Raw genomic sequence first — 23,517 nt, 5'->3', positions numbered from 1 at the left:
CCAATCGGGACGTTAGAGTTTTAAAAGAATCTTGTTTACAAAATTTAGTAGTTATTACATCAATCCTAGTATTTTAGCATATTTCATCATTGCACCAGGGTTAGATATTTTAATTTTACCCATCATCATTGCCATCATAGGATTCATGTCGCCCGTTGCAATTTTTACAAAATCATCAGCATCTGCTTTTATTATACATTCAGGAGTTCCTACAAAACTTTCTTGAAAATCAGCCTTTCCATCTGCAACTACCAAAGAGTAATTTTCCCCACTGCCAAAATCAAAGTGAAGCGTTGTAGTTACATCATTTATTTCGTTTGGAGTAAGACGTGTGGCTGTCTTCTGTAAAAATTCTTTTGCTGTCATGTCAATAAATTAGTTTGAAAATAAGGTTTAAAAGATTCCGAAAGTTAGTAAAAAAAGAATAAATATTATGCAAGCATACTATTTATTTTTGTTGGAAACTTGTGTTTTTATCAAAAAAAAATAATATTTGATAGCCTTAAGTATGAAAAATTCGCAATATTCTATTCATTTCCTCAGAAAACGAAAGCGGTATTCGTTTTTTCTACTTCAGACCACAGCTTTTCCGTAATTCTTATGGATACATATTGAGTTATAAGTATTAACCGCAAAGAAAGCTACTAAAGAAGTGTTACTTTTGCTTAACCATTTGGTCAAAATTGAAAAACAAAGCCTTTAAACACACACCTGATGAAGAGTTGGTTCGATTATATGTTGAGACCCAACGTAATCTTTACTTTGAAGAACTCTACGACCGTTATGTTGATAAAGTTTACAGAAAGTGTCTTTCATTTGTTAAAAATGAAGCTCAAGCCGAAGACTTTACGCATGATATCTTTCTGAGATTAGTGCTTAAAATAGGTGGCTTTAAAGAACAAGCTAAATTTTCAACTTGGCTCTATTCAATTACTTATAATTATTGTATGGACCAAATGAGAGTTGTGAAAAAACAAGCAGAGACTTATCTTGATGAAAACTTCGACCTTGAAGAAGAAGACGATGATTCTGAACTTGCTGAAATGCAAACCCAAGGATTGAAAAAAGCCCTACAAAAAATCGAGCCAGACGAAAGAGCCATTCTATTAATGAAATATCAAGATGATTTTAGCATCAAGGAAATAGCCGATAGTTTTAATATCAGCGAAAGTGCGGTGAAGATGCGTTTGATGCGTACGAAAGAGAAATTAAGAAAAATTTATACTGAAAATATTCTTTTCTTTATCATTGTTTTGGTTAAGGCTATTTGGTTTTGGAAAAAATAAATAACAAATATAATATCTTAAACTTAATAAAAAATGGAGGATTTCGACGATGATGCTACGGCTCCAGAGCATCTGAAAGGTATGCTTACAGCCGAAATAGACGCAATTCGCGACGCCATGACGATTGTTCAAATGTTTTTGGGAGAAGGGGTAATTGCGGGAGTAAAGCTTCTGCAAGAACTTGAGCCTAAAGAAAATAAGGTAGATTAATCCTGAATAAAATATAACAACAACTAATAAGAAATTATATTTATGAAGCAACCGATGAGTTTTACTGATACCCTGTTGGCCACATTCAATGATTTGGTGAGAAGTTTTATGACCTTTTTCTATAATCTCATTGGGGCCGTTATTATTCTTCTAATTGGTTGGGGTGTTGCCAAAATGGTAGCAGCCGTAACTCAAAAAATGCTCGAACAAATTGGAGCGGATAGAGTAGGCGATAAGCTAAATGAAATTGATGCTATTAAAAGCCTTAAATTGGAGATAAAGCTGAGCAAAATCGTTTCGAAAGCACTTTATTATTTTATTTTGATTTTTATGCTACGCCCTGCTGCTGATACTTTGGGCGTGCCTGCGATTTCAGATATGGTTAAGCTTTTGGTCGAATTTATTCCAAAGCTTATTTCTTCAGCACTGATGCTTTCAGCTGGTATTTTTTTGGCAGATGCCTTGAAAAACTTTGTAGTTACGCTTTGTAAATCCTTTAACATTGCGGCTGGAAAACTAATAGGTACGATTATCTTTTTCTTCTTGTTAATAATTTTCGTTATTCAATCAGTTGCACAAGTAGGTATCAACACAAGTTTGCTAGAATCGAGTTTTAATTTATTGGTCGGGGGAGTTATTTTCGCTTTTGCAATTGGTTATGGTTTTGCTTCGAAGGAAATTCTACTGAATATTATTTCTTCATTTTATAGTAAAAACCGCTATCGTGAAGGCCAAATTATCGAAATTGACGGGGTGAAAGGGGAAATAATAGGTATGGACAATACAACAATTACCCTAAAGACCGAAGATTCGAAAACAATATTTCCCTTGCGAGTCTTACAGTCCAAATCTGTAACTGTTTATGAAGATTAAAATAAAGCCCCTCATCAATAATTAATTAGTAGATGAGGGGCTTGGTTTTTATAGTCGATATTTTATTGTTACTATTTTCTAGAACTAAAGTCTCAAAAATGATTTTAGTTTCACAGTAATTAAAAAAAAGTATTATCCCATTAAATCCTTATTTTAATGAAGAAGAAGGTTCTCCTAACAATCATTTATTTAGCATTTACTTCTTTTACCTTTGCTCAAGAGATTCCTCAAACCCATGAAGATTCACTCCGAATTGGTTGGTGGGATCCACGCAATACGCAATTTGGCATTAACTTCTCACAGACTGGTTTCAACGATGCTTGGTCAGGGGCACAGGGTAGTGTAGGAAGTATCGGACTCGGTTTTCTTTTTAATAATAAAGCAGTTTATCATAAGAAAAAGGGAGTTTTCTCATCTGATATTCAGTTTCAATATGGTATGCTGAAAAATAAGGGTCAAGAAGCAGTAAAAAGTATTGACCGTATTTTTATGGATGCTAAATATGCAAGTAAATTATCACCAACAATTAACTGGTTTGCTGGAGTAAACTTTCTCTCACAGTTTGCTGCTGGTTATGATTTAAAAGCAGCCAATAAACCAATGATATCTAATCTTTTCGCCCCCGCTTTTTTGGCCGAGGGTGTTGGTTTGGAGTGGAAACCTCAAAAATATTTTGTATTACAATTAGGTGGAGCTACACTTCGACAAACATTTGTGACCAATGATAAAGTTTTTGAAAATACAGCCAAAGAAGTGACAGAAAATGGACAAATTATTAAACGTTCTTATGGTACTGAAAAAGGAAAAGTTTTAAATGAAATGGGTTTTCAGTTTGTAGCAGCTTTTGATAAAGATATTGCTAAAAATGTAAACTTGAAGTGGCGTTATCAGGGTTTCTTAGCTTATGCTCCTAAAAATAAACCAATGGACCACAATATTAGCTTAATTGCTACTGCGAAGGTAAATAAATATATGAATGTAAACTTTACACTTTTGGGGCTTTATGATGCCGATATTGTGAAGAAATTTCAAATTAGTGAAGGCTTAGCAGTTGGTCTTTTGTTTACACTTTAATGAACCTATAACCAATAAAAGCGATGTTGAAAGAATTTAAAACATTTATTTCCCAAGGCAATGTGCTTGATTTAGCAGTTGGTGTTGTTATCGGAGGTGCTTTTAGTAAAATTACTACCTCATTGGTAGATGATATTCTAATGCCAATCGTTGGTTATTTCTTGGCTGGGGTAGATTTTAAAACTCTTGCCTTACATTTGGGTCAGCCAGATGAAAAAGGGGTTTATCCAGTAAATATCATGTATGGTAATTTTATTCAAATTACGATACAATTCTTGATTATTGCGTGGGTAATTTTCCTTATTGTTAAGTTAGCTAATAAGGCCAAAGTTTCTGAAAAGTAAGATTTCAGATTTATCAAAACCCTCAAGATAATTAAATATTCCTCTTGAGGGTTTTATATTTTAGGGATTAATCAAAAATTGCATAAACCGCAAAAGACCCTAACCAGTGGTCTCCACCATAATTCCCAGAGGTAACATTGGGTAAAGCATTATTAAGGAAAGAAGCCGATGTTTGCTCAAATTTTACTTTCAAAGGGTTACTTTTGGGTAGAACAGAAGCAATTCCCTTGAAACACCATGCTCGGCTGATACTTAGACCATCAAGATGAACTATTTGATAATCTTTTCTGTCACTAACAACAGGTTGCTTTAAAAGATTTTGAATTGATTTTGGCTGAAGAAAAGCACTAAACCAAGTTTCAAATTCTTTTGGGGTCATGATTCGACGCATTAAATCGGCTATTTCGAGGTTCGGAGAAAGAAAATCTGAGCCATCGGGTTCTAAATATGCAGGAGCATTGATTTGAGATTTATAAAACTGCTTAGCTTTTTCAACAATAGCTTTTTCAAATTCAGTATTTTTCGTAGCTCTTGCCCAATCCAAGGCAAAAACCAAACCGAATGCAGTATTAGGGTGTACACCTGTGCGGTTAGGATAAGTTTGTTTAGGTAGGAATGCTGTCCAAAGTCTTACTATTTCTTTCGTGAGCGGTTGTAGATTTTGATACCATTTTTGAGCTATCGGGTCATTCCAGGTAAGTAGTTCTTGGTCGAGCTTCAAAACCCACGCCCAACCATAAGTTCGTTCGAAGGTAGCGGTTGTTTTATACTTCGTGAAATATTCAGCTTCTGTTTTTATCTTCTCTGCTTGAAAATTGTTATCCAAAACACTGATAATCTTTTCTCTATCTTTGATATTCGGAAAAACCTTTAATAATTTAATCAACATCCAATGTCCATGCACACTTGAATGCCAATCGAGGCAACCAAAAAAACTTGGGTGTAGTTGTGAAGGCAATAATTGATGGTCTTCGGCGGTATCAGAGCTATGCCCTGTTTTATTAGGAAACTCCTGATTAATACAATGTAAGGGTAATGCCGCTAATTTCTCGGCGATTTCTTGTGTAAAAAGAGCTGATTTTGATTCTTGTGCTTTAGAACTTAAACTAATTATGAAAAATAGAATCAGTCCACTTAAGGTTTTAGGGAGTATTAGTTTTTTGATAAGCATTGGTTTGTCATGAGAAATGTTAAAAATCAAATTTAATAAAAAATAAGGTAAATTTTTAACAAAAAAATAATACAGGGAAAAGCATCTAATGCCTTGATTTTCAATAAAAATAGCCTTTTTTAAATACAATATTTTTTAAAAGTATTTACCAATTTAAACAGTCAAGCCTAATAAAATTTTGTCATAATACCCAAAATAAGCGTCTTTTTTGACAAAAACGCCTCCATTAGAACCCTATAATAAATTTCTCAAATTTTTCTTTTCATTCATTTTGAAATAATTTACATTTGTTACGTCTTTTAAATTTAGACAAAGACTTGTCTAAATTTAAAAGCATCATAATCGTGCTTATATCCTTATAATCTCAAAACGGTAGCTTAGCTACCTATGAAAAATCATGGAAACGTGGTTGAAAGACAAATTGCGTGGTGACTGGCAAATCTGGTTCATCATTGTGCTTCTATCTTTATTTAGTATGCTGGTTGTTTATAGTGCCAGTACCGCTCTTGCTTATAAAAAGGCAGGAGGAAATACCGAAAGCTACTTACTTAATCATACGGGTCACCTTTTATTAGGTCTATTTGTTATATGGTTTATTCATCGTATTGACTATACGAAATACGCAGGAATTTCAAGACTTTTACTTTGGATTACGCCAGTACTATTAATATATACGTATTTATTTGGTACCACAGTTGGTGGAACCAAACGTTGGATTAATCTTTTTGGTATTTCGTTCCAATCATCCGATTTAGTTCGTTTGGTGCTTATTACCAATTTGGCTGCAATGTTAGCACGCCGCCAAAATGTACAATACACCCAAAAAACACTGATGGGTTTGATTTTTTGGTGTGGGGTACTGTGTGGTATGTTGGCAATCACCAATTTCTCAACGGCGGTTATTTTAGGTGTCACTTGTTTTCTTATTATGTACATGGGACGTGTACCAGGAAAGTACCTTTTCAGAATGGCAGCGGCGGTTGTAGGAGCATTAATTGCAGTCTTAGGCATAAGTGTTTATTTATATTCAAAAGGCGTAGAGTTTGGTCGTGGTCAGGTTGTACTAGAACGTATCGAGGCATTTATTGATGTTGATATTAATCGAGATAAGGAAATAGGAAATCCAGACCGTGATGATGCTTTCCAGAAAGAGCAAGCAATGATTGCAATCGCTCGTGGAGGAATTATTGGAATAGGCCCCGGAAACAGCTTTCAACGGAACTATTTACCAGAAGCATTCTCAGACTATATTTATGCAATAATTGTTGAAGAATACGGTATGTTGGGAGCCATATTTGTCATGGGTTTGTATTTATGGTTACTCTATAGAGGCCTTAAAAATGTTAGTAATACACAACGAGCTTTCGGAGGGCTTCTTTGTGTGGGGCTTACCTTTAGTATTGTGTTTCAGGCATTTATTCACATGTTTATCAATGTAGGCTTGGGGCCAGTAACAGGGCAAACACTTCCTTTGATGAGTATGGGAGGAACCTCAATTTTGTTTACCGCAACAGCTATTGGAATTGTATTGAGTGTAACGAAAGGCGAATATGATGATAAGGAAAAAGCCCTTAATGCTTAGATGTAATTCTAGCGTTTTCGTTTGTAACACTTTAAAAAGAATAGCTGTATAGAAATAAATTATATATGAAAAAAATTATCATCAGTGGTGGCGGTACGGGTGGACACATTTATCCGGCAGTAGCAATTGCCAATGAGCTAAAAGCTATTGATGCTTCTAATGAAATATTATTTGTAGGAGCAGAAGGGAAAATGGAAATGGAGAAAGTACCTAAGGCTGGATATAAAATCATCGGTTTACCCATTGCAGGGATTAACCGCTCGAATATGCTGGCCAATTTAGGATTACCACTGAAGCTAATCAAAAGCCTTTGGAAAACGTATCGAGTGATTAAAGACTTTAAGCCAGATATTGCGATTGGTGTAGGCGGATATGCCAGTGGCCCAACCCTGATTATGGCAAATTTCTTAGGTGTTCCAACGCTCATTCAAGAGCAGAACTCGTTTGCGGGTGTTACTAATAAATTTGTGGCGAAGAAAGCACAAAAAATATGTGTGGCATACCCTAATATGGAGCAGTTTTTCCCGAAAGAAAAAATTATTATGACGGGAAACCCAGTGAGAAAAGATATTCTTGAAACGAATTCGAAGAGAGAGCAAGCATTTAAACATTTTGGCCTCGACCCCGAACGAAAAACACTTTTAGTAATTGGGGGTAGCCAAGGAGCAAGAACAATCAATGAGGCAATATTTGCAGGTTTAAACGATTTAATATCAAACGACCTTCAAGTAATTTGGCAAACAGGTAAGATTTTTATTAATAAAGCTAAGCAAGGGGTTGAATCATTACAAACACAGCGTGTATTTGTATCAGATTTTATCTACGAAATGGATTTAGCCTATGCCGCCGCCGATTTAGTGGTTTCTCGTGCAGGTGCTTTGTCGGTTTCGGAATTATGCTTAGCAGAAAAGCCATCAATTTTGGTTCCATTACCAACAGCCGCCGAAGACCACCAAACACAAAATGCTCTGAGTTTGGTAAACGTAAAAGCCGCATGGTTAGTAAAAGACGTGGAGGCTCGCGATATTTTGGTAGATAATGTGGTTAAACTTGCCAATGATAAGCAAGAAATGCAATTATTGAGTAAAAATATCAAGACTTTAGCCAAACCTGAGGCAGGAAAGGAAATTGCAGCCGAAGTATTGAAAATCATTAAATAGTTGAAGAAACGAAGGTATTAGAAGGGCTTTTGATATATAATTATGAAGATATTTTTTTCCGAAAATAGAGTAGATTACTCAACTTATACTTTCGATTATGCGATTTATTGTTTGAAAGAATCGCAGGCCGAATTATCAGAAATTTATGAGAAAGGGTTTCTACCATATACTGGAAATTTAGGTATCAATGGCGATATTTTTTATTTGGCTCGTAGCCTTAGAGTTGATTTAGACCGTTTTGAAGATACTTCAGAAAATCGTCGAGTAAATCGTTTAGTAGAGCCACTTAATATTACACTGGATGTAATTAAAAAAACAGATTTTGACCTAAACGATGCTGAGTTTGTAAACTTAAGTCAAGAATATATTTCGCAACGTATTGGCGATGATAATATGAGTTGGGAGCGTTGGCAGTATATTCTTTCGAGAGAAACAGGTACGCATATCTTTAAATTTAGTATTGAAGGCAAGCTTCTCGGTTTTGTTTTTGCCGTGCTTGAAGGAGAGATGCTCCATTATTGGTTTGCCTTTTTTAATACAGAATACATGCGAAGCCATTCGCTTGGCAAATGGCTTATGTGGCGTGTGATTAAATGGGGAAAAGAAAATGCCTTAAAACACGTTTATTTAGGAACGGCTTATAAACAGTCGGCCCTTTATAAAATTCGTGACCACAAAGGATTGGAGTATTTTGATGGTTATCGTTGGAATAAAGATGTTGAACGACTTAAGAATCTTTGTAAAAATGATTTAGAACCTAAAGCCGCCGATGAGTTCAAAATGCTTGATAACCCCAATGATTTTCTTAATCAATTATAAAAAAAATGTTTAATCATTAAAATTTGATTGAAAATATTAATAAAATACTAATTTGCATAAATAAATGTTTCGTAACACTAACTTCGGAAAAATAGCTAAGATTCTCTTTGGCACAATTGCCATCGGAGCAATTACGCTACTAATTGCTTTTTCGACAGATAGTTTTTCGTCAGACCGCTGCAAAAAAATAGAAGTAAACATTAAAAATGCTGATGAACAATATTTCATCACTAATAAAGATGTAGAAAACTTAGTGACAAAATATGGCAGTGAGCAACTGGTAGGTAAACATTTTGAAAAAATCGACCTCCGCTCAATTGAGCAACGTGTACTCAAAAATCGCCAGATAAAATCTTGTCAAGTCTATAAAGGTGTAGATGGAAAACTTCATGTTGATGTTGAACAACACATTCCGATTGCCCGAATTTTAATGTCAGATGGCCGCGAAGATGTGTATGTTGATGCCGAGGGAAGTTTTTTTCCACTCTCTGACCGATATTCAGCAAGAATTTTATTGCTTTCGGGTGAATATTTCCGAAATTTGCCAAGTTTAAAAGCAAAGCGTCAGGAAAAGAACCTTCAATTTATAAAGTTAATTAATGAAGATTCCTTTCTAAAAGCCCAATTTACCCAATTGGACATCAATTCTGATGGAGACATCAGTATTGTTCCATTAGTGGGTAACCACATTATTGAGTTTGGCGAACCCAGCAATATTGAGAATAGATTAAACAGATTGAAGATATTTTACAATCAAATCCTACCAGTAAAAGGGTGGGATAGTTTTTCGTCAGTAAGTGTTAAATATGATGGACAAATTGTTTGTAAATAGGAGATATAGCTGTGACTTTTGACTATTTTTTTGAGTCAAGAGCCTTAAATGATAGAATAAATGAATAAAGGTGTAATTGTAGGCATTGATATTGGTAGCACAAAAATTTGTGCAGTAGCGGGCATTATTGACTCTATCGGGAAAGTAAAAATTCTTGATATGGTTGAAGAACCTACACAAAGAGGTAGAGTATCAAATGGCACGGTTGTAAATTTAGAGTTTACGGCTCGTGACATTGACCGTATCCTTACTAAATTATCAGATAAAGCCGACATTAATATTCAAAACGTAATCGTAAATATTTCGGGGGAGTACGTTGAAGGAAAATCACACCAAAATTTTATCACAAGAAATGATAGCCGCACGACGATTCGCCGTGAGGAAATTGAAAAATTAGCAATAGATATTCGAAAATCGTTTCGCCCAACGGCAGGAAATGTTATTATACATACATTCCCACAGGAGTTTATAATTGACCGTTCTTTAGTACCTGAAAATCCAGTTGGGCGTTTTGGTATTACTCTCGGTGGAAACTTTTTCTTGATTTCAACACCCAATGACCCACACATCGCTCTTCGCCAAACAATCGAAAGTGTGGGTGTTAAGATTCAAGATAATAAGAGATTTATTCCACTAAAAATCGTACATACATTGTTTTCACCGCTTGCCGATGCCATGTCGGTATTGCAGGAGGTAGATAGAAAATTAGGTGTGGCTGTTGTAAATATTGGAGGAGATACCACAGAAGTTGCCATTTTTCATGAAAGTGGGCTTCGTCATATCTCTGTTATTCCATTTGCTGGTCGAAGCATTACGAATGACCTCGTAAAGGCGTTTCAAATTTTGCCCGACCACGCCGAAAAGCTCAAACTCATTGTTGGTGATGTGCCACCCGCAGAAGTTGGTAAAAACGATATCATTAAGATACCAGGTGTCGAAGGTTTACCCGATAAAGAAATCGTTGCTAAAAATGTAAGCGTTATCATCGAAGAACGCCTCAAAGAAATTGCAGCAATGGTAATGGCCGAAATTATACATTCAGGCTATGATGGGCAACTGATTAGTGGTGTTGTGCTGACTGGCGGTACGGCTAATATTCGTATGATAAAAGATGTCTTTTATCAAGTAACTGAGGGCATGAATGTAAGGGTAGGCAATAATATGAGAAATATTGGTGAAAGTGCCCTAAGTAAAGTCGTTGACCCCAAATACGCAACTGTATTGGGCTTGGTATTATCAGGATTTTTGCCATTAGATGAGCGTGTACCACAAGAAGTTATTTGGGGAGAAATTCCAGACAGTCAAACACATATTTACTTAAACGGTATCGAACCATTGAATGGTGGTCGTCATAAAGAAGTAGAACCACCGCAAGCAGAAGAACCCCAAACAAGTGGAGGATTATTTGGATGGTTAAAACGCCAAATGAATTCTTCAAAAAATGACTTAGGCGACGATAAGGGTTATACATAATATTAAAATAGTTTAAAGCCATGAATCCAATTTTTAAAAAATAAACAGCAGCTTTTCCTAATCTATAAAATTTCATCACGATGTCAGAAGAACCAGAATACGAACTCGTTTCAAAGAATAAGTTCAAGAATATAATCAAGGTAATTGGTGTAGGTGGAGCTGGCTGTAATGCTGTTAAACACATGCACAACATGGGTGTAAGTGATATAGGCTTGGTAATTTGTAATACAGACCAACAAGCACTCGAATCTGCTTCGCCTGAAATAAAACGTTTACAAATTGGTATTGAGCTAACCAAAGGTTTAGGTGCTGGAACTGAACCAGAAATGGGAAGAAAGGCAGCCGAAGAAAGCGAAAAAGCTATCAGAGAAATGCTCAAAGAACCAACGGAGATGGTATTCATCACGGCTGGTATGGGCGGTGGTACGGGTACAGGTGCAGCACCAGTAATTGCACGTATTGCACGTGAAATGAAATTACTGACAGTTGCAGTGGTAACTGACCCATTTACTTTTGAAGGAGAAGATAAAATTCTTCAAGCTCGTGCGGGTATTGAAGAGTTAAAAAAATGTAGCGATACCGTACTTATCATCAAAAATGAGCGTTTAGAGCAAACTTTTGGTGATATGGATATAGAAGAGGCTTATGCAAAGGCTGATGATGTATTGGCTAATGGCGTGAAAAGTATTGCCGAACTTATTACTCGTCCGGGTATTATTAACCTTGACTTTGCTGATGTGAAAAAGGTATTGGGTAATGCAGGACAAGCTGTTATGGGTACTGCCGAAGCAGAGGGCGAACGCCGTGCAGAAGAAGCAATTAAATTGGCTCTTTCTTCGCCATTATTAGAAAGCAATGACATTAATGGTGCCCAAAGAGTCTTGTTAAGTATTGCTTATAGCCCTGAACATAAAATCAAGCTTTCTGACCAAACTTTAGTAACAAAGTTTGTTGAAAGCCAAATTCAAACTAAAGCTCGTTTGTTTAAGCACGGTTTTGCGATTGATAAAAACTTGGGTAAAAAAGTACGCGTAACAATCGTTGCAGCAGGTTATGAAAATGTACCACCGCCATTTGAAATTGATATTCCTCAACCGCCTGTGATGGAGGTTGTAAGACCAATGCATGTGGCTGGCCCTACGGCAACAGCTTCTAATGCAGTTCCGCTTGCAGTAGCTACAGCAGCCTCTTCAACACCACCAACACCGCAAGTTGTGGCAACAGGAAGTGCAAGTAGTACACAATATCCTTCGGAAGAGTCGCCGAATCCGAATTTTATTGAGCAACTTGAGCCAAAAGTTGAGCAAAAAGACCCAATGGAGCAAATCAGAGCGATGATTCAAAGATTTATGCGTGAAGGTTACCGAAACCCAGCTTTAAATACAACTCCAACTTATGTTCGAAATGGTATTGAGTTACAAGATGTGAAGAAACTCCGTCAAAATGGAAAAGTTCTAGAATATGAGTTAGACCAACTCCTTTCTATGATGGAATCAAGCCGATAATATCTACTTATAATTATACAAAAAAACCGCCTTTGAGGCGGTTTTTTATTTTAAAAATATTTCTCCAAAACTCTATCAATACTGGCCTCACGGTCGTTTAAAAAAATCGGATTATGGAAATGATGGAGTTTATTTAAAAGATAATATAGTTGCAAACGCTCGATTTCATTCAATTGCCCTGAAATAATCTTACTTACTTTCATCATTCCTTCAAATGATTTGAAAAGTTCGGCTTGACCTAATGGAGTAATCCTCAAACGCTTGCTTCTTTTATCTAAATCATCGTCGTATTGTTCGAGTAACTGGCTGTTTATCAGTCTTTTAATTATCTCCATTCCTGTGTTTTTTTCATGAATATTTTTTTCAATTACTTGAGTTTTGGTTGGATTTTTATATTGCCATACCGCAGCCAAATAACCAAAATCATCCAAGGTCAAGATGGTTGATTCTTCCAATGCCTTTTTGATATACCCTTTGGCATAGCGATACATAAATGCAACTAACTGACCAATATTTGTTTCTTCATTTTCAGAAGGTAAAGTTGGGCTTTCGGGTGTAAGTAGTCTGCCCAAATATTTTTGGTTGAGAAATACCACAAAATCTTCCATCGAAATTGGCTTCGAGGATTGCTCAGATTCGATGCTTTCTAAGTCTGTAATTAATTTTTGTAAGATACTATAATTCATCAAGGCAAAACTAAAAGTGTTTTTTTGTGCTAAATTATTTTTTTTAGTACAAAAACAAAACATATTTCAATTAAAAATGTTTTACTATTAAATAACAAAAACACACTTGAAATGTTGCTGATAATTTAAAAACTCAGCCATAAACATTAAAATCAACATATTATGCACAAAATCTTACAATTATTGGCCGTATTTTTTCTTTCTGTGGGTGTAGCTTATTCCCAACGTACGGGCGAAATTCAAGGAACAGTTAAAGACCGTAAAACTCAAGAGCCACTTATTGGCGTAACGATTCAAGTAGAAAACACCCAGAAAGGTGTAACCACCGACATTGATGGAAATTTCAAGATAAGCCTACCCGTGGGCAGTTATAATTTGAAAGCAACATTTGTGGGCTACAAACCTCTAACCAAGTTTAATATTAACCTTACAACGGGTAATACACAACAGATTACGTTTGAGTTGGAAGAAGAATCACAAACACTTGATGAAGTAAAAGTGGTGGTTAATCGCTCTGTTTCGGTAGCAAATATCGAAACACCCAATTCGATTCAGAAACTAACAGCCGAGGAAATCAAAAATAATCCAGGTGGAAATTTTGATATTTCTCGTGTAATTGGCGTATTACCTGGTGTTGGTGGCACGGCGGGCTCTGTGGGCGGTTTCAGAAATGATTTAGTAATTAGAGGTGGAGGTCCCAATGAAAATGTTTTTTATTTAGATGGAATTGAGATTCCTGTAATCAATCACTTTGCTACACAAGGAAGTTCAGGTGGCCCAACTGGTATTCTGAATGTTTCGTTTATTGAAGATGCCACGCTTTCGACGAGTAGTTTTAATGCTCGCTATGATAATGCACTTTCTTCGGTTTTACAATTCAAACAAAGAGATGGAAACCCCAATAAAGTAGAGGGAAATGTGAGGTTGAGTTCGACCGAAGTAGCGGCCACCCTTGAAGGTCCAATTTCGCAGAAAACAACATTTTTAGCATCGGCACGCCGCTCGTATTTGCAACTTTTATTTTCTGCTCTTGATTTGCCAATTCGACCAAGTTACTGGGATTTTCAGTACAAAATCACGCATAAATTCAATAAGAAAACAACATTAAACTTAATCGGAGTAGGAGCAATTGATGATTTCTATTTTGGTGTACCGAAAGAAACCGATGCTTCAAAAGAATATATTCTACGTTCGAATCCGCTTATTAAACAATGGAATTATACCGTTGGAGCTTCATTGAAAAGACTTATTACGAATGGCTACATTAATATTGCTTTGAGCCGAAATATGTTCGATAATGCACTCGACCGATATGAAGATGGCAAGAGTGATGACCCTGCACTAAGGGTGTTTAACTCACAATCACAAGAGATTGAAAATAAGTTTAGAATTGATGTAAACCAGTATAAAGGAAAGTGGGAGTATAGCTACGGGGGAGTGATTCAATATGTGAAGTATAATAATGACTTTTTTAATATTTTTAGTCGTGAAATTAGAAATGCAACGGGGCAAATTATTCAACCCGGTATAAGTGTTAAGTTTAATACTGACATTAATTTCTTTAAATATGGAGCTTTTGGACAAGTTTCAAGGAAGTTTTTCAACGAAAAACTCAGTCTTTCTGCTGGAATCAGAACCGACATGAACTCGTTTACTGTTGATGGAGGAAAACCGCTCGAAACACTTAGTCCACGAACCTCATTAAGTTATCAATTTGCTGATAAATGGAGAGTAAATGTCTCGGCCGGGCGTTATTTTAAAGTGCCAATCTACACCGTTTTGGGTTATCAAAATGACAACCAGTTTACGAATAAAGCCAATAAATACATTCAGTCAGACCACTTAGTAGCTGGTTTAGAGTTTATTCCAACTCCACAAACTAGAATAACGGTAGAAGCTTTTAATAAAAAGTATAGAAACTATCCAGTTACCGTAAGTAGAGGAATTTCATTGGCTAATGAAGGAGGCGATTTCGGTGCTATCGGCAATGAGCAAGTAGTATCAATTGGTAAAGGCCGAAGCTATGGTGTTGAATTCTTTTTCCAACAAAAATTAACCAAAAATATCTTTGGGGTATTAAGTTATACGCTTTTCAGAAGCGAATTTTCGGGTGCCGATGGGAAACTAATCTCATCAGCTTGGGATACCCGCCATATACTTTCGGCTCAACTTGGACGTAAATTTAAACATGGCTGGGAAATGGGCTTGAAATGGCTTTCGCAAGGGGGAGCACCATATACGCCATTTGATTTGGCAGCTTCACAAGCAAATTATTCATTAGTTGGTCGTGGTACACTTGATTATACAAGATTAAATCAAGGTAGACTGGGTAATTTTAAAAGATTTGATTTTAGGGTTGATAAAAAATGGAATTTTAGAAAAACCACGTTCGACCTTTATTTAGATGTGCAAAATGCCTTATTATTCAAGACTCCAGCATTTCCACAATATACTTTTGCTCGAAATGCTGATAATACTGGTTTTCAGACAACTGATGGCCTGCCACTACGAAGAGATGGTGCAAATGCTGTTCCGTTGATTTTAGATAATAACGATGTATCAGTAACTCCATCTTTAGGATTTGTTTGGGAGTTTTAAGAAGTAATTTACATCAAAAAAGCCTCATTATTATCTGATAATGAGGCTTTTCTTTTTGTAAAAACTAAATATTATATCATTTCAAAACCACAGTAAGGCACTAATGCTTTTGGTATTTTGATACCTTCTGGTGTTTGAGAATTTTCTAAAATTGATGCCAAAATACGTGGTAATGCTAAGGCCGAACCGTTGAGTGTGTGCAAAAGTTGAGTTTTACCATCTACTTTATAACGAAGTTTCAAACGATTAGCTTGATATGATTCAAAGTTTGAAACTGAACTTACTTCTAACCAGCGTTTTTGAGCCGCAGAATATACTTCAAAATCATAAGTCAAAGCTGAAGTAAAGCCCATATCGCCACCACATAGGCGAAGAATACGGTAAGGTAATTCTAATTTTTCAAGCAATGATTTTACGTGTTCTACCATCTCATCTAGAGCTTGATATGATTCTTCAGGCTTGCGAACTTGTACGATTTCAACTTTATCGAATTGGTGCAAACGATTCAAACCACGCACGTGAGCCCCCCAGCTTCCTGCTTCACGACGGAAACAAGGCGTGTAAGCCACATTTTTAATTGGTAACTCCGCATCTGATAAAATAACATCGCGGTAAATATTTGTTACTGGAACTTCCGCCGTAGGAATCAAATACAAATCATCTACAGTTGCATGGTACATTTGTCCTTCTTTGTCAGGCAACTGACCAGTTCCGAAACCAGAATCTTTATTAATTAAAATTGGTGGTTGAATTTCAAAATACCCCGCTGCTAATGCTTCATCTAAAAAGAAGTTAATCATAGCTCGTTGGATTCTTGCTCCTTTTCCCTTATAAACTGGAAATCCCGCTCCTGTGATTTTATTTCCTAAATCAAAATCAATTATGTCGTATTTCTTAATGAGTTCCCAGTGTGGTAAAGCATCTTCGTGCAAAGTAGGTATTTCTCCAGCTTGAAAGACATTGAGGTTTTCTTCTGGAGTACGGCCGTCTGGCACACTTGCGTGTGGTAAGTTCGGAATTGTAACCATGATGTCATAAAGCTCTGCTTCCGAGTTTTTCAAATCTTCCTCCAAACCTTTAGATTTTATCTTCAATTCGGCTGTTTCTGCTTTCGCAGCTTCGGCTTCTTCTTTTTTTCCAGCTTTCATCAAGCCGCCAATTTCTTTGGCAAGGGCATTGGCTCTCGCTAAAGTTGCATCAAGTTCAGCTTGTGTTTCACGACGTTTCTGGTCGATGGCTAAAACAGCTTCAACAGTCTCATCGGCATTTTTAAAATACTTACGTTTGAGGCTATCAATGGTAGCTTGTTTGTTTTCTTTAATAAAATTGAGTTGTAGCATTGCTATTATATTTTTTGAGAAGAGGTTTTGATGCCTCTTCTCGTTGATTTTGCATTAATTATTGATGAAGTAATGGCACTAATAACAATTAATCAAACTTAAACAACCCTTCGTTGAGTGCGTTCAAGGCTGCATTTTTATCTTTTGTATCAACTAAAAGTGAGATATTATGCTCTGAAGCTCCGTAAGAAATCATTCTAATCGGAATATCACGCATGGCTTCCATAACTTTTAGAGCAATACCTGCTTTATCAGCTTTGAAATTACCCACGATACAAATGATTGATTGATTGCGGTCATGCTCTTCTAAATCGGCAAATTGACCTAAAACTGCTGTAATTTTATCTAAATTATCGGCATTATCAATCGTTACGGCTATCGAAACCTCCGAAGTAGTTATCATATCTACTGGAGTTTTGTAGTTTTCGAATACTTCAAATACTCTTCTCATAAAGCCATAAGCATTCAGCATACGAGTTGAGTGAATGTAAATTGCTGTAATGCCATCTTTGGCGGCAATAGCCTTAATCTCAGAGTCGGTAGTTTTATCGGCGATAAGTGTACCGTATGCGTTTGGCTCCATTGTATTTTTCAAGCGAACAGGAACACTACGCATTTTTGCTGGTGTGATTGTACTTGGGTGAAGGATTTTTGCTCCAAAGTATGCCAGCTCTGCCGCTTCTTCAAAAGTGAGTTCTCGTACTGGGAAAGTACGCTTCACAATACGTGGGTCGTTGTTGTGCATGCCGTCGATGTCAGTCCAGATTTGGATTTCTTCCGAACGAATTGCACCACCAATTAATGAAGCTGTATAATCTGAGCCCCCACGTTTGAGGTTATCTACTTCACCACGTGGATTGCGGCAGATAAAACCTTGCGTGATAAATATTTGTGTATTTGGAAGTTGCCCAAGCATTGCTGTAAGTTTTTCTTCAGTAAAACTTAAAACAGGCTCGTTATCAGCATCAATCAACATGAAATCTAAAGCTGGAAGCAAAGCCGAGTTTACACCTTCTTCTTGTAAATATGCCTCAAACATTTGCGTAGAAAGCAATTCACCTTCTGCAACGATTTCCTTTTCTTGTTTGAGAGAGAATGGTTTAATATTCACCAACGAACGAATAAAGTTAAATTCTTTTTCGATGATGTTTTTACCTTTGGTATAACCTTCTTCGGTTTTGTATAATTCCTTAATAAATGACTCATAATGAGCATATAGTGCATCAATTTTCTCGATAGCATCTGCATCATTGTTTGCCTTAAGCGACTCGCCAATAGCAATTAGAGCGTTGGTCGTACCCGAAAGAGCTGACAATACTACGATTTTACGTCCACTATCTTCAGTAATTAAATTACGAATAGAGTGCATACGCTCGGGCTTACCTACTGAAGTCCCGCCAAATTTCCAAACTTGCATTTTTTAAATTTAATTTTAAATGAATAAGACGGAACTCCGCCCGTTTAAAAAAGTGAATTGTTTAGCTTGTTGATTATCAGTATTTTTATTTGAGTATTTGCAATGATAATTTTTTATTAAACAAGAGCCAACATTTTGATGGCAGTTATGGCAGCTTCATCGCCCTTATTGCCATGAATACCACCTGCTCGGTCGAGTGCTTGCTGTTGATTATTAGGCGTTAATACCCCAAAAATCACGGGTTTATTATATTTCAGAGAAACGTTAGTCAAACCTTGAGCAACTGCATGATTGATGTAATCATTGTGCTTGGTTTCTCCTTGAATTACACAACCAATAGCAATTATGGCATCAATATCTGCTTTTTGGGCATAAACCTGCGAACCAAAACTTAGTTCATAACTACCGGGCACATTTGCTCTTACGATATTTTCTGGTTTTACACCATTTTCGATGAGTGTTTTATAGGCCCCATCAAAAAGTGCTTCGGTAACTTCAGCATTCCATTCGGCTACAACAATAGCAAATTTCTTCTGACTAACATCGGGTAAATTCGAGGTACTGAACTCGCTTAAATTTTTATTAGCTGACGACATAGTTTTTCTAGATAAATTAAAAAAAAGGGATAAACCTCGTTCGGCTTATCCCTTTGATTATATTTTTTATTGCATAACCAAGTATTACTCGCCGACAGTGCCTTCGAGTTTGGATTTATATTTCTTGGCGTTACCAATTTCAATTGATTCAGGATAATTTGTGATAATATCACTGTAAACCTCTAATGCTTCTTTGTTATTTTTAGCAACTTCATAAGCATTAGCCAATTTCATTAAGTAAATTGGAGTGAAAGTTTTGTTTGGCTTATAATCAGCTGCTTTTTTGTAGTAAGAGATTGCGTCATCTACGCTTTTCTTTTCCATATAAGCATCACCAATCAATGCGTATGCTCTTGCTTGTACAAGAAGGTCATCTGAGCTAAAGTCTTTCAAATGCTCAATTGCTTCATCGTATTTACCTTGTTTTACTAATGCTACACCAGCATAAAAGTTAGCTAATTTACCTGCTTTTGTAGAACCATAGTTATCAGCAATTGCCAAAAGACCTTCATTACCGCCTGTACCGTTCAAAGCTTGTTTTAATGAATCTGCTTCGAATGCATATACAGCATTAAACATGGCTGCTTGAGCTTCGTCATCTTGAGAATTTGTGTAATAATTATATCCTACTACACCTAAAACAACCGCTAAAATACCACCACCAATGATAGTTAATAGTTTTTGATTGTTCTTCAAAAAGCCTTCTGCTTTGTTAAATTCTTGTTGTAGAGCTTCTGGGCTTTCAATAATTTCAAGACCTGATTTTTCTTTTTTTGCCATTTTAGATAGTGCGACTACCGCTTTAATTTATCGTTTCGACTTGATTAAGTAATGATAATCAAGTTTTAATTTCAAAAAATATTTGTAAAAATCTATATCAGACTTTTTTCGGACTGCAAAGTTATGAAATTGATTTTGAACTTCTATCAATAGTTTGATAAAAATTATGCTAAATAAACCTTTTTTATTGAAAAATATATCGTTAAAGGGCGTGTTTAAGTTGTACGTAATCTTTACCAATGAAAAGATTAATGATTTACGTTGAAAAAACTTTCGATTGAAATTGTAAAAAGGTGTACATTCAGAAAAAGAAAAGGCGTTGGAGAAACCCAACGCCTTTATTATATCTATTTAAATGATTTAGCCACTACTCAATTAAAACAGCTTTACCATTTACCACATCATCTTCTACGTTTTTGTATTTTACATCACGTTTTATTGTACCATCTTTATATTGTACGCTCACACGTTGGTTTCGGTCAGCTATTTTTATATTGCGTAACGGTGTTGTTTTGCTTGCTCCATCGCCACCATCTTCATCGCTCGATTTATTCGTTTGAAGTTTTGGCGTTTCTACCTTTGGTGGTGTCATTTGTTGGAAACGAAGCTCAACCACGTTAGCTTTCATTAAGAAGCTTACAGTATCAGTATTTACTTTGTTTAAGAAGTTTTTGAATAACTCAACTGCTTCAAATTTGTAAATCAACAAAGGATCTTTTTGTTCGTAAGAGGCATTTTGAACCGATTGTTTCAAATCATCCATATCACGAAGATGCTCTTTCCATTCTTGGTCAATTACACTCAACGAAATATGTTTTTCGATTTCTTTAATCAATTCACGGCCATCGCTTTCTACGGCAGATTTAAGATTACAATACAAACCAATATTTTGGTTGCCATCGCCAACAATCGCAATAAATGGTTCATCAATTAGTGCACGACGGTCTTGAAGTACATTTGAAAGTACTGGAACCATATTTTTACGAATTTCATCGTTTTTAGCTTTGTAGGCTTTCTCAGCTTGTAAATATAGTCTTTCCACCAATTTCGGATTTCCCTTTGAAAACTCATTGCGTGCAATTTCTGGCTGAATAGCCAACTTTTGCATACAACGCAGTTCAAATTCATCGTAATTACCTTCGGCATTCATTACGATGTCATTACAAGTATCATAAAGAATATTGGCAATATCGAGTGAAAGACGGTCGCCGAAAAGGGCATTTTTACGACGTTTATAAATGGTATCACGTTGGATATTCATTACATCATCGTATTCAATCAAACGCTTACGAGTTCCGAAGTTATTCTCTTCTACTTTCCTCTGAGCTCTTTCAATGGAGCTTGTAATCATAGAGTGCTGAATTACCTCGCCTTCTTCCATGCCCATGCGATCCATAACAGACGCGATGCGGTCAGAGCCGAATAAACGCATCAATTGGTCTTCAAGCGAAACAAAGAATTGAGAAGTACCCGGGTCTCCTTGACGACCTGCACGACCACGTAACTGACGGTCAACGCGACGTGAATCGTGGCGTTCTGTACCGATAATTGCCAAACCTCCCGCCGCTTTACTTTCGGCAGTAAGCTTAATATCAGTACCACGACCAGCCATGTTGGTAGCAATCGTTACCGTTCCTGGCTTTCCAGCTTCTGCAACAATATCGGCTTCACGAGCGTGTTGCTTGGCGTTCAATACTTGGTGTGGAATCTTACGAAGCGTAAGCATACGGCTCAAAATCTCTGAGTTTTCAACCGATGTTGTACCCACTAAGACTGGACGACCAATATTTACTAACTCTACGATTTCTTCTACAACCGCATTATATTTCTCGCGTACGGTTTTATAAACTTTATCTTCTTGGTCCTTTCTTACAACCGCACGGTTGGTAGGAATCGAAACCACGTCTAATTTATAAATTTTCCAGAATTCACCTGCTTCTGTTTCTGCAGTACCCGTCATACCCGCTAATTTGTGGTACATACGGAAATAGTTTTGAAGCGTAATTGTTGCGTAAGTTTGAGTTGAATCCTCAACTTTTACATTTTCTTTCGCTTCTACTGCTTGGTGTAAACCATCTGACCAGCGACGACCATCCATGATACGGCCCGTCTGCTCATCAACAATCATTACTTTATTATCAATCACCACATACTCTACATCTTTTTCAAATAAAGTATAAGCTTTTAATAATTGATTGACAGCGTGAATACGTTCGGCTTTGGTAGAATAATCACGAATAATTTCGTCTTTTTTCAAGATTTTCTCCTGTTCATTCAAGTCTGATTTGGCAATAGCAGCTAAGTCAACACCTAAATCTGGCATTACGAAGAAATTATGGTCTTCACTTTCACCAGTCAAGAAATCAATACCTTTATCTGTCAACTCAATTGAGTTATTTTTTTCATCAATAGTAAAATAAAGAGGAGCATCTGCTTCTGGCATTAACTTTTGGTTTTCTGCCAAGTAAATTGCTTCTGTTTCTTGAAGAATAGCTTTAATACCTGCTTCCGATAAATACTTAATCAATGGTTTATTTTTGGGTAAACCTCTAAATGCACGGAAAAGAGCTAAGCCACCCTCTTTTTTATTGCCCGCACCAATTAATTTTTTAGCTTCGATTAAATAAGCGTTAGTAAGTACTTTTTGTGCTTCAACCACCCTCTGGATACGTGGTTTCAAAGATAAGAACAATTCTTCGTCACCAGTACGAGCCATTGGCCCACTGATAATCAATGGCGTACGGGCATCATCAATCAAAACTGAGTCAACCTCATCGACCATTGCGTAGTGGTGCTCGCGTTGTACGAGTTCTTCTGGGTCGTTTACCATGTTATCACGTAGGTAATCAAAACCAAACTCGTTGTTTGTACCGTAGCAAATGTCAGCACGATAAGCCGCACGGCGTGCCGCTGAGTTTGCTGGATATTTATCAATGCATTCGCAAGTAATGCCATTAAACTCAAAAATTGGCCCCATCCATTCAGAGTCACGACGAGCCAAGTAGTCGTTTACAGTAACCACGTGAACACCTTTTCCAGCTAAAGCATTTAAGAATGCTGGGAAGGTAGCTACTAATGTTTTACCTTCACCTGTTGCCATTTCGGCAATTTTTCCTTTATGTAAAGCTGCACCTCCAATAATCTGAACATCGTAATGCACCATGTTCCAAGTCATTAGGTTACCAGCGGCTACCCATTGGTTTTTCCAGATGGCTTTATCGCCTTCGATAGTGATGTGCGATTTACGCATAGCTAATTCACGGTCGAGGTGCGAAGCTGTAACCACAATTTCAGAACTTTCGGAGAATCTTCTGGCTGTTTCTTTAACAATCGCAAATGCTTTTGGCAGAATTTCTAATAAAACAACTTCTAACTCTTTATTTCTATCAAGTTTTAAAGCATCTATTTTTTTGAAGTTTGCTTCTTTAGCATCAACCGACATATCAGGGTTTTTCTCGATATTTTCGTTGATGGCTTTTATTTGCTCATCAATGTGTGAAAGTTTCTGAGCGATGTAATCTTGAAGTTCTTTTGTTTTTGCTCTGAATTCATCATTCGAAAGGTTTGCTAATTTTGCGAACTCTTCGTTAGTGAGCTTTACATAGGGCTGTAACTCTTTGTTATCTTTGTCAGATTTAGTACCGAAAATCTGCGTGATTCCTTTTGTTAAAAAATTAAGCATTTTATATTTCTTGTTCGTTAATTCTCGAAATTATGAAGTTTAGTTTTATCAAATATGTAGCCAAAACTTAAAAACTGACAGGTTGACAG

The 23,517-nt window shown here is 36.4% G+C and carries 20 protein-coding genes; 12 read left to right on the top strand and 8 right to left on the bottom strand.

Translation table 11 applies throughout. From position 1 onward, the window contains the following. Window positions 1-54: 54 nt before the first annotated feature. Complete coding sequence (locus EMTOL_RS07570; RefSeq protein WP_015028687.1) at window positions 55-366, bottom strand: SCP2 sterol-binding domain-containing protein; 312 nt, start codon at window positions 364-366, stop codon at window positions 55-57. A gap of 317 nt (window positions 367-683) precedes the next feature. Between EMTOL_RS07570 and EMTOL_RS07565 the strand changes: the two genes are divergently transcribed. From EMTOL_RS07565 to mscL, 5 genes are all read left to right on the top strand, one after another. Next, window positions 684-1,286, top strand: coding sequence for an RNA polymerase sigma factor (locus EMTOL_RS07565; protein ID WP_015028686.1), 603 nt, complete (start codon window positions 684-686; stop codon window positions 1,284-1,286). Window positions 1,287-1,319: 33 nt separating this feature from the next. Beyond that, window positions 1,320-1,496 carry a hypothetical protein gene (locus EMTOL_RS22380; RefSeq protein ID WP_015028685.1) on the top strand — a complete coding sequence of 59 codons (177 nt, stop codon included), beginning with the start codon at window positions 1,320-1,322 and terminating at the stop codon, window positions 1,494-1,496. A gap of 42 nt (window positions 1,497-1,538) precedes the next feature. Further along, entirely contained in the window at window positions 1,539-2,369 is an 831-nt protein-coding gene (locus tag EMTOL_RS07560) for a mechanosensitive ion channel family protein (RefSeq protein ID WP_015028684.1), read from the top strand. Between the two features lie 156 nt (window positions 2,370-2,525). After that, window positions 2,526-3,443 carry a DUF3078 domain-containing protein gene (locus tag EMTOL_RS07555; protein ID WP_015028683.1) on the top strand — a complete coding sequence of 306 codons (918 nt, stop codon included), beginning with the start codon at window positions 2,526-2,528 and terminating at the stop codon, window positions 3,441-3,443. Between the two features lie 23 nt (window positions 3,444-3,466). Further along, a complete protein-coding gene (mscL, locus tag EMTOL_RS07550; protein WP_015028682.1) occupies window positions 3,467-3,787 on the top strand; it encodes a large conductance mechanosensitive channel protein MscL in 321 nt (106 codons plus the stop codon). 67 nt (window positions 3,788-3,854) lie between these two features. Here the strand turns inward: mscL and EMTOL_RS07545 are convergent, their stop codons facing one another. Further along, on the bottom strand, window positions 3,855-4,958 hold the full coding sequence (locus EMTOL_RS07545) for a DUF2891 domain-containing protein (protein ID WP_015028681.1): 1,104 nt from the start codon (window positions 4,956-4,958) through the stop codon (window positions 3,855-3,857). A 397-nt stretch (window positions 4,959-5,355) separates the two neighbouring features. On the opposite strand from EMTOL_RS07545, the gene EMTOL_RS07540 reads away from it, so the two are divergent. The 6 genes from EMTOL_RS07540 to ftsZ all read left to right on the top strand — a co-directional run bounded on the left by EMTOL_RS07540 (window position 5,356) and on the right by ftsZ (window position 12,329). Then, window positions 5,356-6,540: an FtsW/RodA/SpoVE family cell cycle protein gene (locus tag EMTOL_RS07540; protein WP_015028680.1), complete on the top strand. Its 1,185-nt coding sequence runs from the start codon at window positions 5,356-5,358 to the stop codon at window positions 6,538-6,540. A 65-nt stretch (window positions 6,541-6,605) separates the two neighbouring features. Then, complete coding sequence (murG, locus tag EMTOL_RS07535; protein WP_015028679.1) at window positions 6,606-7,700, top strand: undecaprenyldiphospho-muramoylpentapeptide beta-N-acetylglucosaminyltransferase; 1,095 nt, start codon at window positions 6,606-6,608, stop codon at window positions 7,698-7,700. Window positions 7,701-7,742: 42 nt separating this feature from the next. Next, window positions 7,743-8,519: a GNAT family N-acetyltransferase gene (locus EMTOL_RS07530; protein WP_015028678.1), complete on the top strand. Its 777-nt coding sequence runs from the start codon at window positions 7,743-7,745 to the stop codon at window positions 8,517-8,519. Window positions 8,520-8,583: 64 nt separating this feature from the next. Continuing rightward, entirely contained in the window at window positions 8,584-9,351 is a 768-nt protein-coding gene (locus EMTOL_RS07525; protein WP_015028677.1) for a cell division protein FtsQ/DivIB, read from the top strand. A 60-nt stretch (window positions 9,352-9,411) separates the two neighbouring features. Further along, window positions 9,412-10,824: a cell division protein FtsA gene (gene ftsA, locus EMTOL_RS07520; RefSeq protein ID WP_015028676.1), complete on the top strand. Its 1,413-nt coding sequence runs from the start codon at window positions 9,412-9,414 to the stop codon at window positions 10,822-10,824. A gap of 80 nt (window positions 10,825-10,904) precedes the next feature. Next, complete coding sequence (gene ftsZ / locus EMTOL_RS07515; protein ID WP_015028675.1) at window positions 10,905-12,329, top strand: cell division protein FtsZ; 1,425 nt, start codon at window positions 10,905-10,907, stop codon at window positions 12,327-12,329. A 50-nt stretch (window positions 12,330-12,379) separates the two neighbouring features. On the opposite strand, the gene EMTOL_RS07510 is transcribed toward ftsZ, so the two are convergent. Then, a complete protein-coding gene (locus EMTOL_RS07510; protein ID WP_041693988.1) occupies window positions 12,380-13,015 on the bottom strand; it encodes a MarR family winged helix-turn-helix transcriptional regulator in 636 nt (211 codons plus the stop codon). A 162-nt stretch (window positions 13,016-13,177) separates the two neighbouring features. Here EMTOL_RS07510 and EMTOL_RS07505 point away from each other — a divergent pair, with 162 nt between their 5' ends. Further along, the gene (locus EMTOL_RS07505; protein WP_015028673.1) at window positions 13,178-15,613 is read left to right on the top strand and encodes a TonB-dependent receptor; all 2,436 of its coding nucleotides are present in this window, start codon (window positions 13,178-13,180) and stop codon (window positions 15,611-15,613) included. Between the two features lie 71 nt (window positions 15,614-15,684). Here EMTOL_RS07505 and serS read toward each other — a convergent pair whose 3' ends face one another. From serS to secA, 5 genes are all read right to left on the bottom strand, one after another. Beyond that, complete coding sequence (serS, locus tag EMTOL_RS07500; protein WP_015028672.1) at window positions 15,685-16,953, bottom strand: serine--tRNA ligase; 1,269 nt, start codon at window positions 16,951-16,953, stop codon at window positions 15,685-15,687. 88 nt (window positions 16,954-17,041) lie between these two features. Further along, a complete protein-coding gene (locus EMTOL_RS07495) occupies window positions 17,042-18,370 on the bottom strand; it encodes an aspartate kinase (protein WP_015028671.1) in 1,329 nt (442 codons plus the stop codon). Window positions 18,371-18,486: 116 nt separating this feature from the next. Continuing rightward, window positions 18,487-18,966 (bottom strand): 6,7-dimethyl-8-ribityllumazine synthase, encoded by a 480-nt coding sequence (gene ribH / locus EMTOL_RS07490; RefSeq protein ID WP_015028670.1) that lies wholly within the window; start codon window positions 18,964-18,966, stop codon window positions 18,487-18,489. Window positions 18,967-19,050: 84 nt separating this feature from the next. Beyond that, window positions 19,051-19,746 carry a tetratricopeptide repeat protein gene (locus EMTOL_RS07485; protein ID WP_015028669.1) on the bottom strand — a complete coding sequence of 232 codons (696 nt, stop codon included), beginning with the start codon at window positions 19,744-19,746 and terminating at the stop codon, window positions 19,051-19,053. A gap of 367 nt (window positions 19,747-20,113) precedes the next feature. Continuing rightward, window positions 20,114-23,428, bottom strand: coding sequence for a preprotein translocase subunit SecA (gene secA / locus EMTOL_RS07480; protein ID WP_015028668.1), 3,315 nt, complete (start codon window positions 23,426-23,428; stop codon window positions 20,114-20,116). Window positions 23,429-23,517 lie beyond the last annotated feature (89 nt).

This window comes from Emticicia oligotrophica DSM 17448 (genome assembly GCF_000263195.1).
Lineage (GTDB): Bacteria > Bacteroidota > Bacteroidia > Cytophagales > Spirosomataceae > Emticicia > Emticicia oligotrophica.
Note: the sequence above shows the minus strand (reverse complement) of the source record. Positions and strands in the feature narration are given on the sequence as shown.

Bases quoted from the DNA above. Each gene is read 5' to 3' on its own strand.
- EMTOL_RS07570 (WP_015028687.1), bottom strand. From the start codon at position 366: ATGACAGCAAAAGAATTTTTACAGAAGACAGCCACACGTCTTACTCCA.
- EMTOL_RS22380 (WP_015028685.1), top strand. From the start codon at position 1,320: ATGGAGGATTTCGACGATGATGCTACGGCTCCAGAGCATCTGAAAGGT.
- EMTOL_RS07560 (WP_015028684.1), top strand. From the start codon at position 1,539: ATGAAGCAACCGATGAGTTTTACTGATACCCTGTTGGCCACATTCAAT.
- EMTOL_RS07555 (WP_015028683.1), top strand. From the start codon at position 2,526: ATGAAGAAGAAGGTTCTCCTAACAATCATTTATTTAGCATTTACTTCT.
- mscL (WP_015028682.1), top strand. From the start codon at position 3,467: ATGTTGAAAGAATTTAAAACATTTATTTCCCAAGGCAATGTGCTTGAT.
- EMTOL_RS07545 (WP_015028681.1), bottom strand. From the start codon at position 4,958: ATGCTTATCAAAAAACTAATACTCCCTAAAACCTTAAGTGGACTGATT.
- EMTOL_RS07540 (WP_015028680.1), top strand. From the start codon at position 5,356: ATGGAAACGTGGTTGAAAGACAAATTGCGTGGTGACTGGCAAATCTGG.
- murG (WP_015028679.1), top strand. From the start codon at position 6,606: ATGAAAAAAATTATCATCAGTGGTGGCGGTACGGGTGGACACATTTAT.
- EMTOL_RS07530 (WP_015028678.1), top strand. From the start codon at position 7,743: ATGAAGATATTTTTTTCCGAAAATAGAGTAGATTACTCAACTTATACT.
- EMTOL_RS07525 (WP_015028677.1), top strand. From the start codon at position 8,584: ATGTTTCGTAACACTAACTTCGGAAAAATAGCTAAGATTCTCTTTGGC.
- ftsA (WP_015028676.1), top strand. From the start codon at position 9,412: ATGAATAAAGGTGTAATTGTAGGCATTGATATTGGTAGCACAAAAATT.
- ftsZ (WP_015028675.1), top strand. From the start codon at position 10,905: ATGTCAGAAGAACCAGAATACGAACTCGTTTCAAAGAATAAGTTCAAG.
- EMTOL_RS07510 (WP_041693988.1), bottom strand. From the start codon at position 13,015: ATGAATTATAGTATCTTACAAAAATTAATTACAGACTTAGAAAGCATC.
- EMTOL_RS07505 (WP_015028673.1), top strand. From the start codon at position 13,178: ATGCACAAAATCTTACAATTATTGGCCGTATTTTTTCTTTCTGTGGGT.
- serS (WP_015028672.1), bottom strand. From the start codon at position 16,953: ATGCTACAACTCAATTTTATTAAAGAAAACAAACAAGCTACCATTGAT.
- EMTOL_RS07495 (WP_015028671.1), bottom strand. From the start codon at position 18,370: ATGCAAGTTTGGAAATTTGGCGGGACTTCAGTAGGTAAGCCCGAGCGT.
- ribH (WP_015028670.1), bottom strand. From the start codon at position 18,966: ATGTCGTCAGCTAATAAAAATTTAAGCGAGTTCAGTACCTCGAATTTA.
- EMTOL_RS07485 (WP_015028669.1), bottom strand. From the start codon at position 19,746: ATGGCAAAAAAAGAAAAATCAGGTCTTGAAATTATTGAAAGCCCAGAA.
- secA (WP_015028668.1), bottom strand. From the start codon at position 23,428: ATGCTTAATTTTTTAACAAAAGGAATCACGCAGATTTTCGGTACTAAA.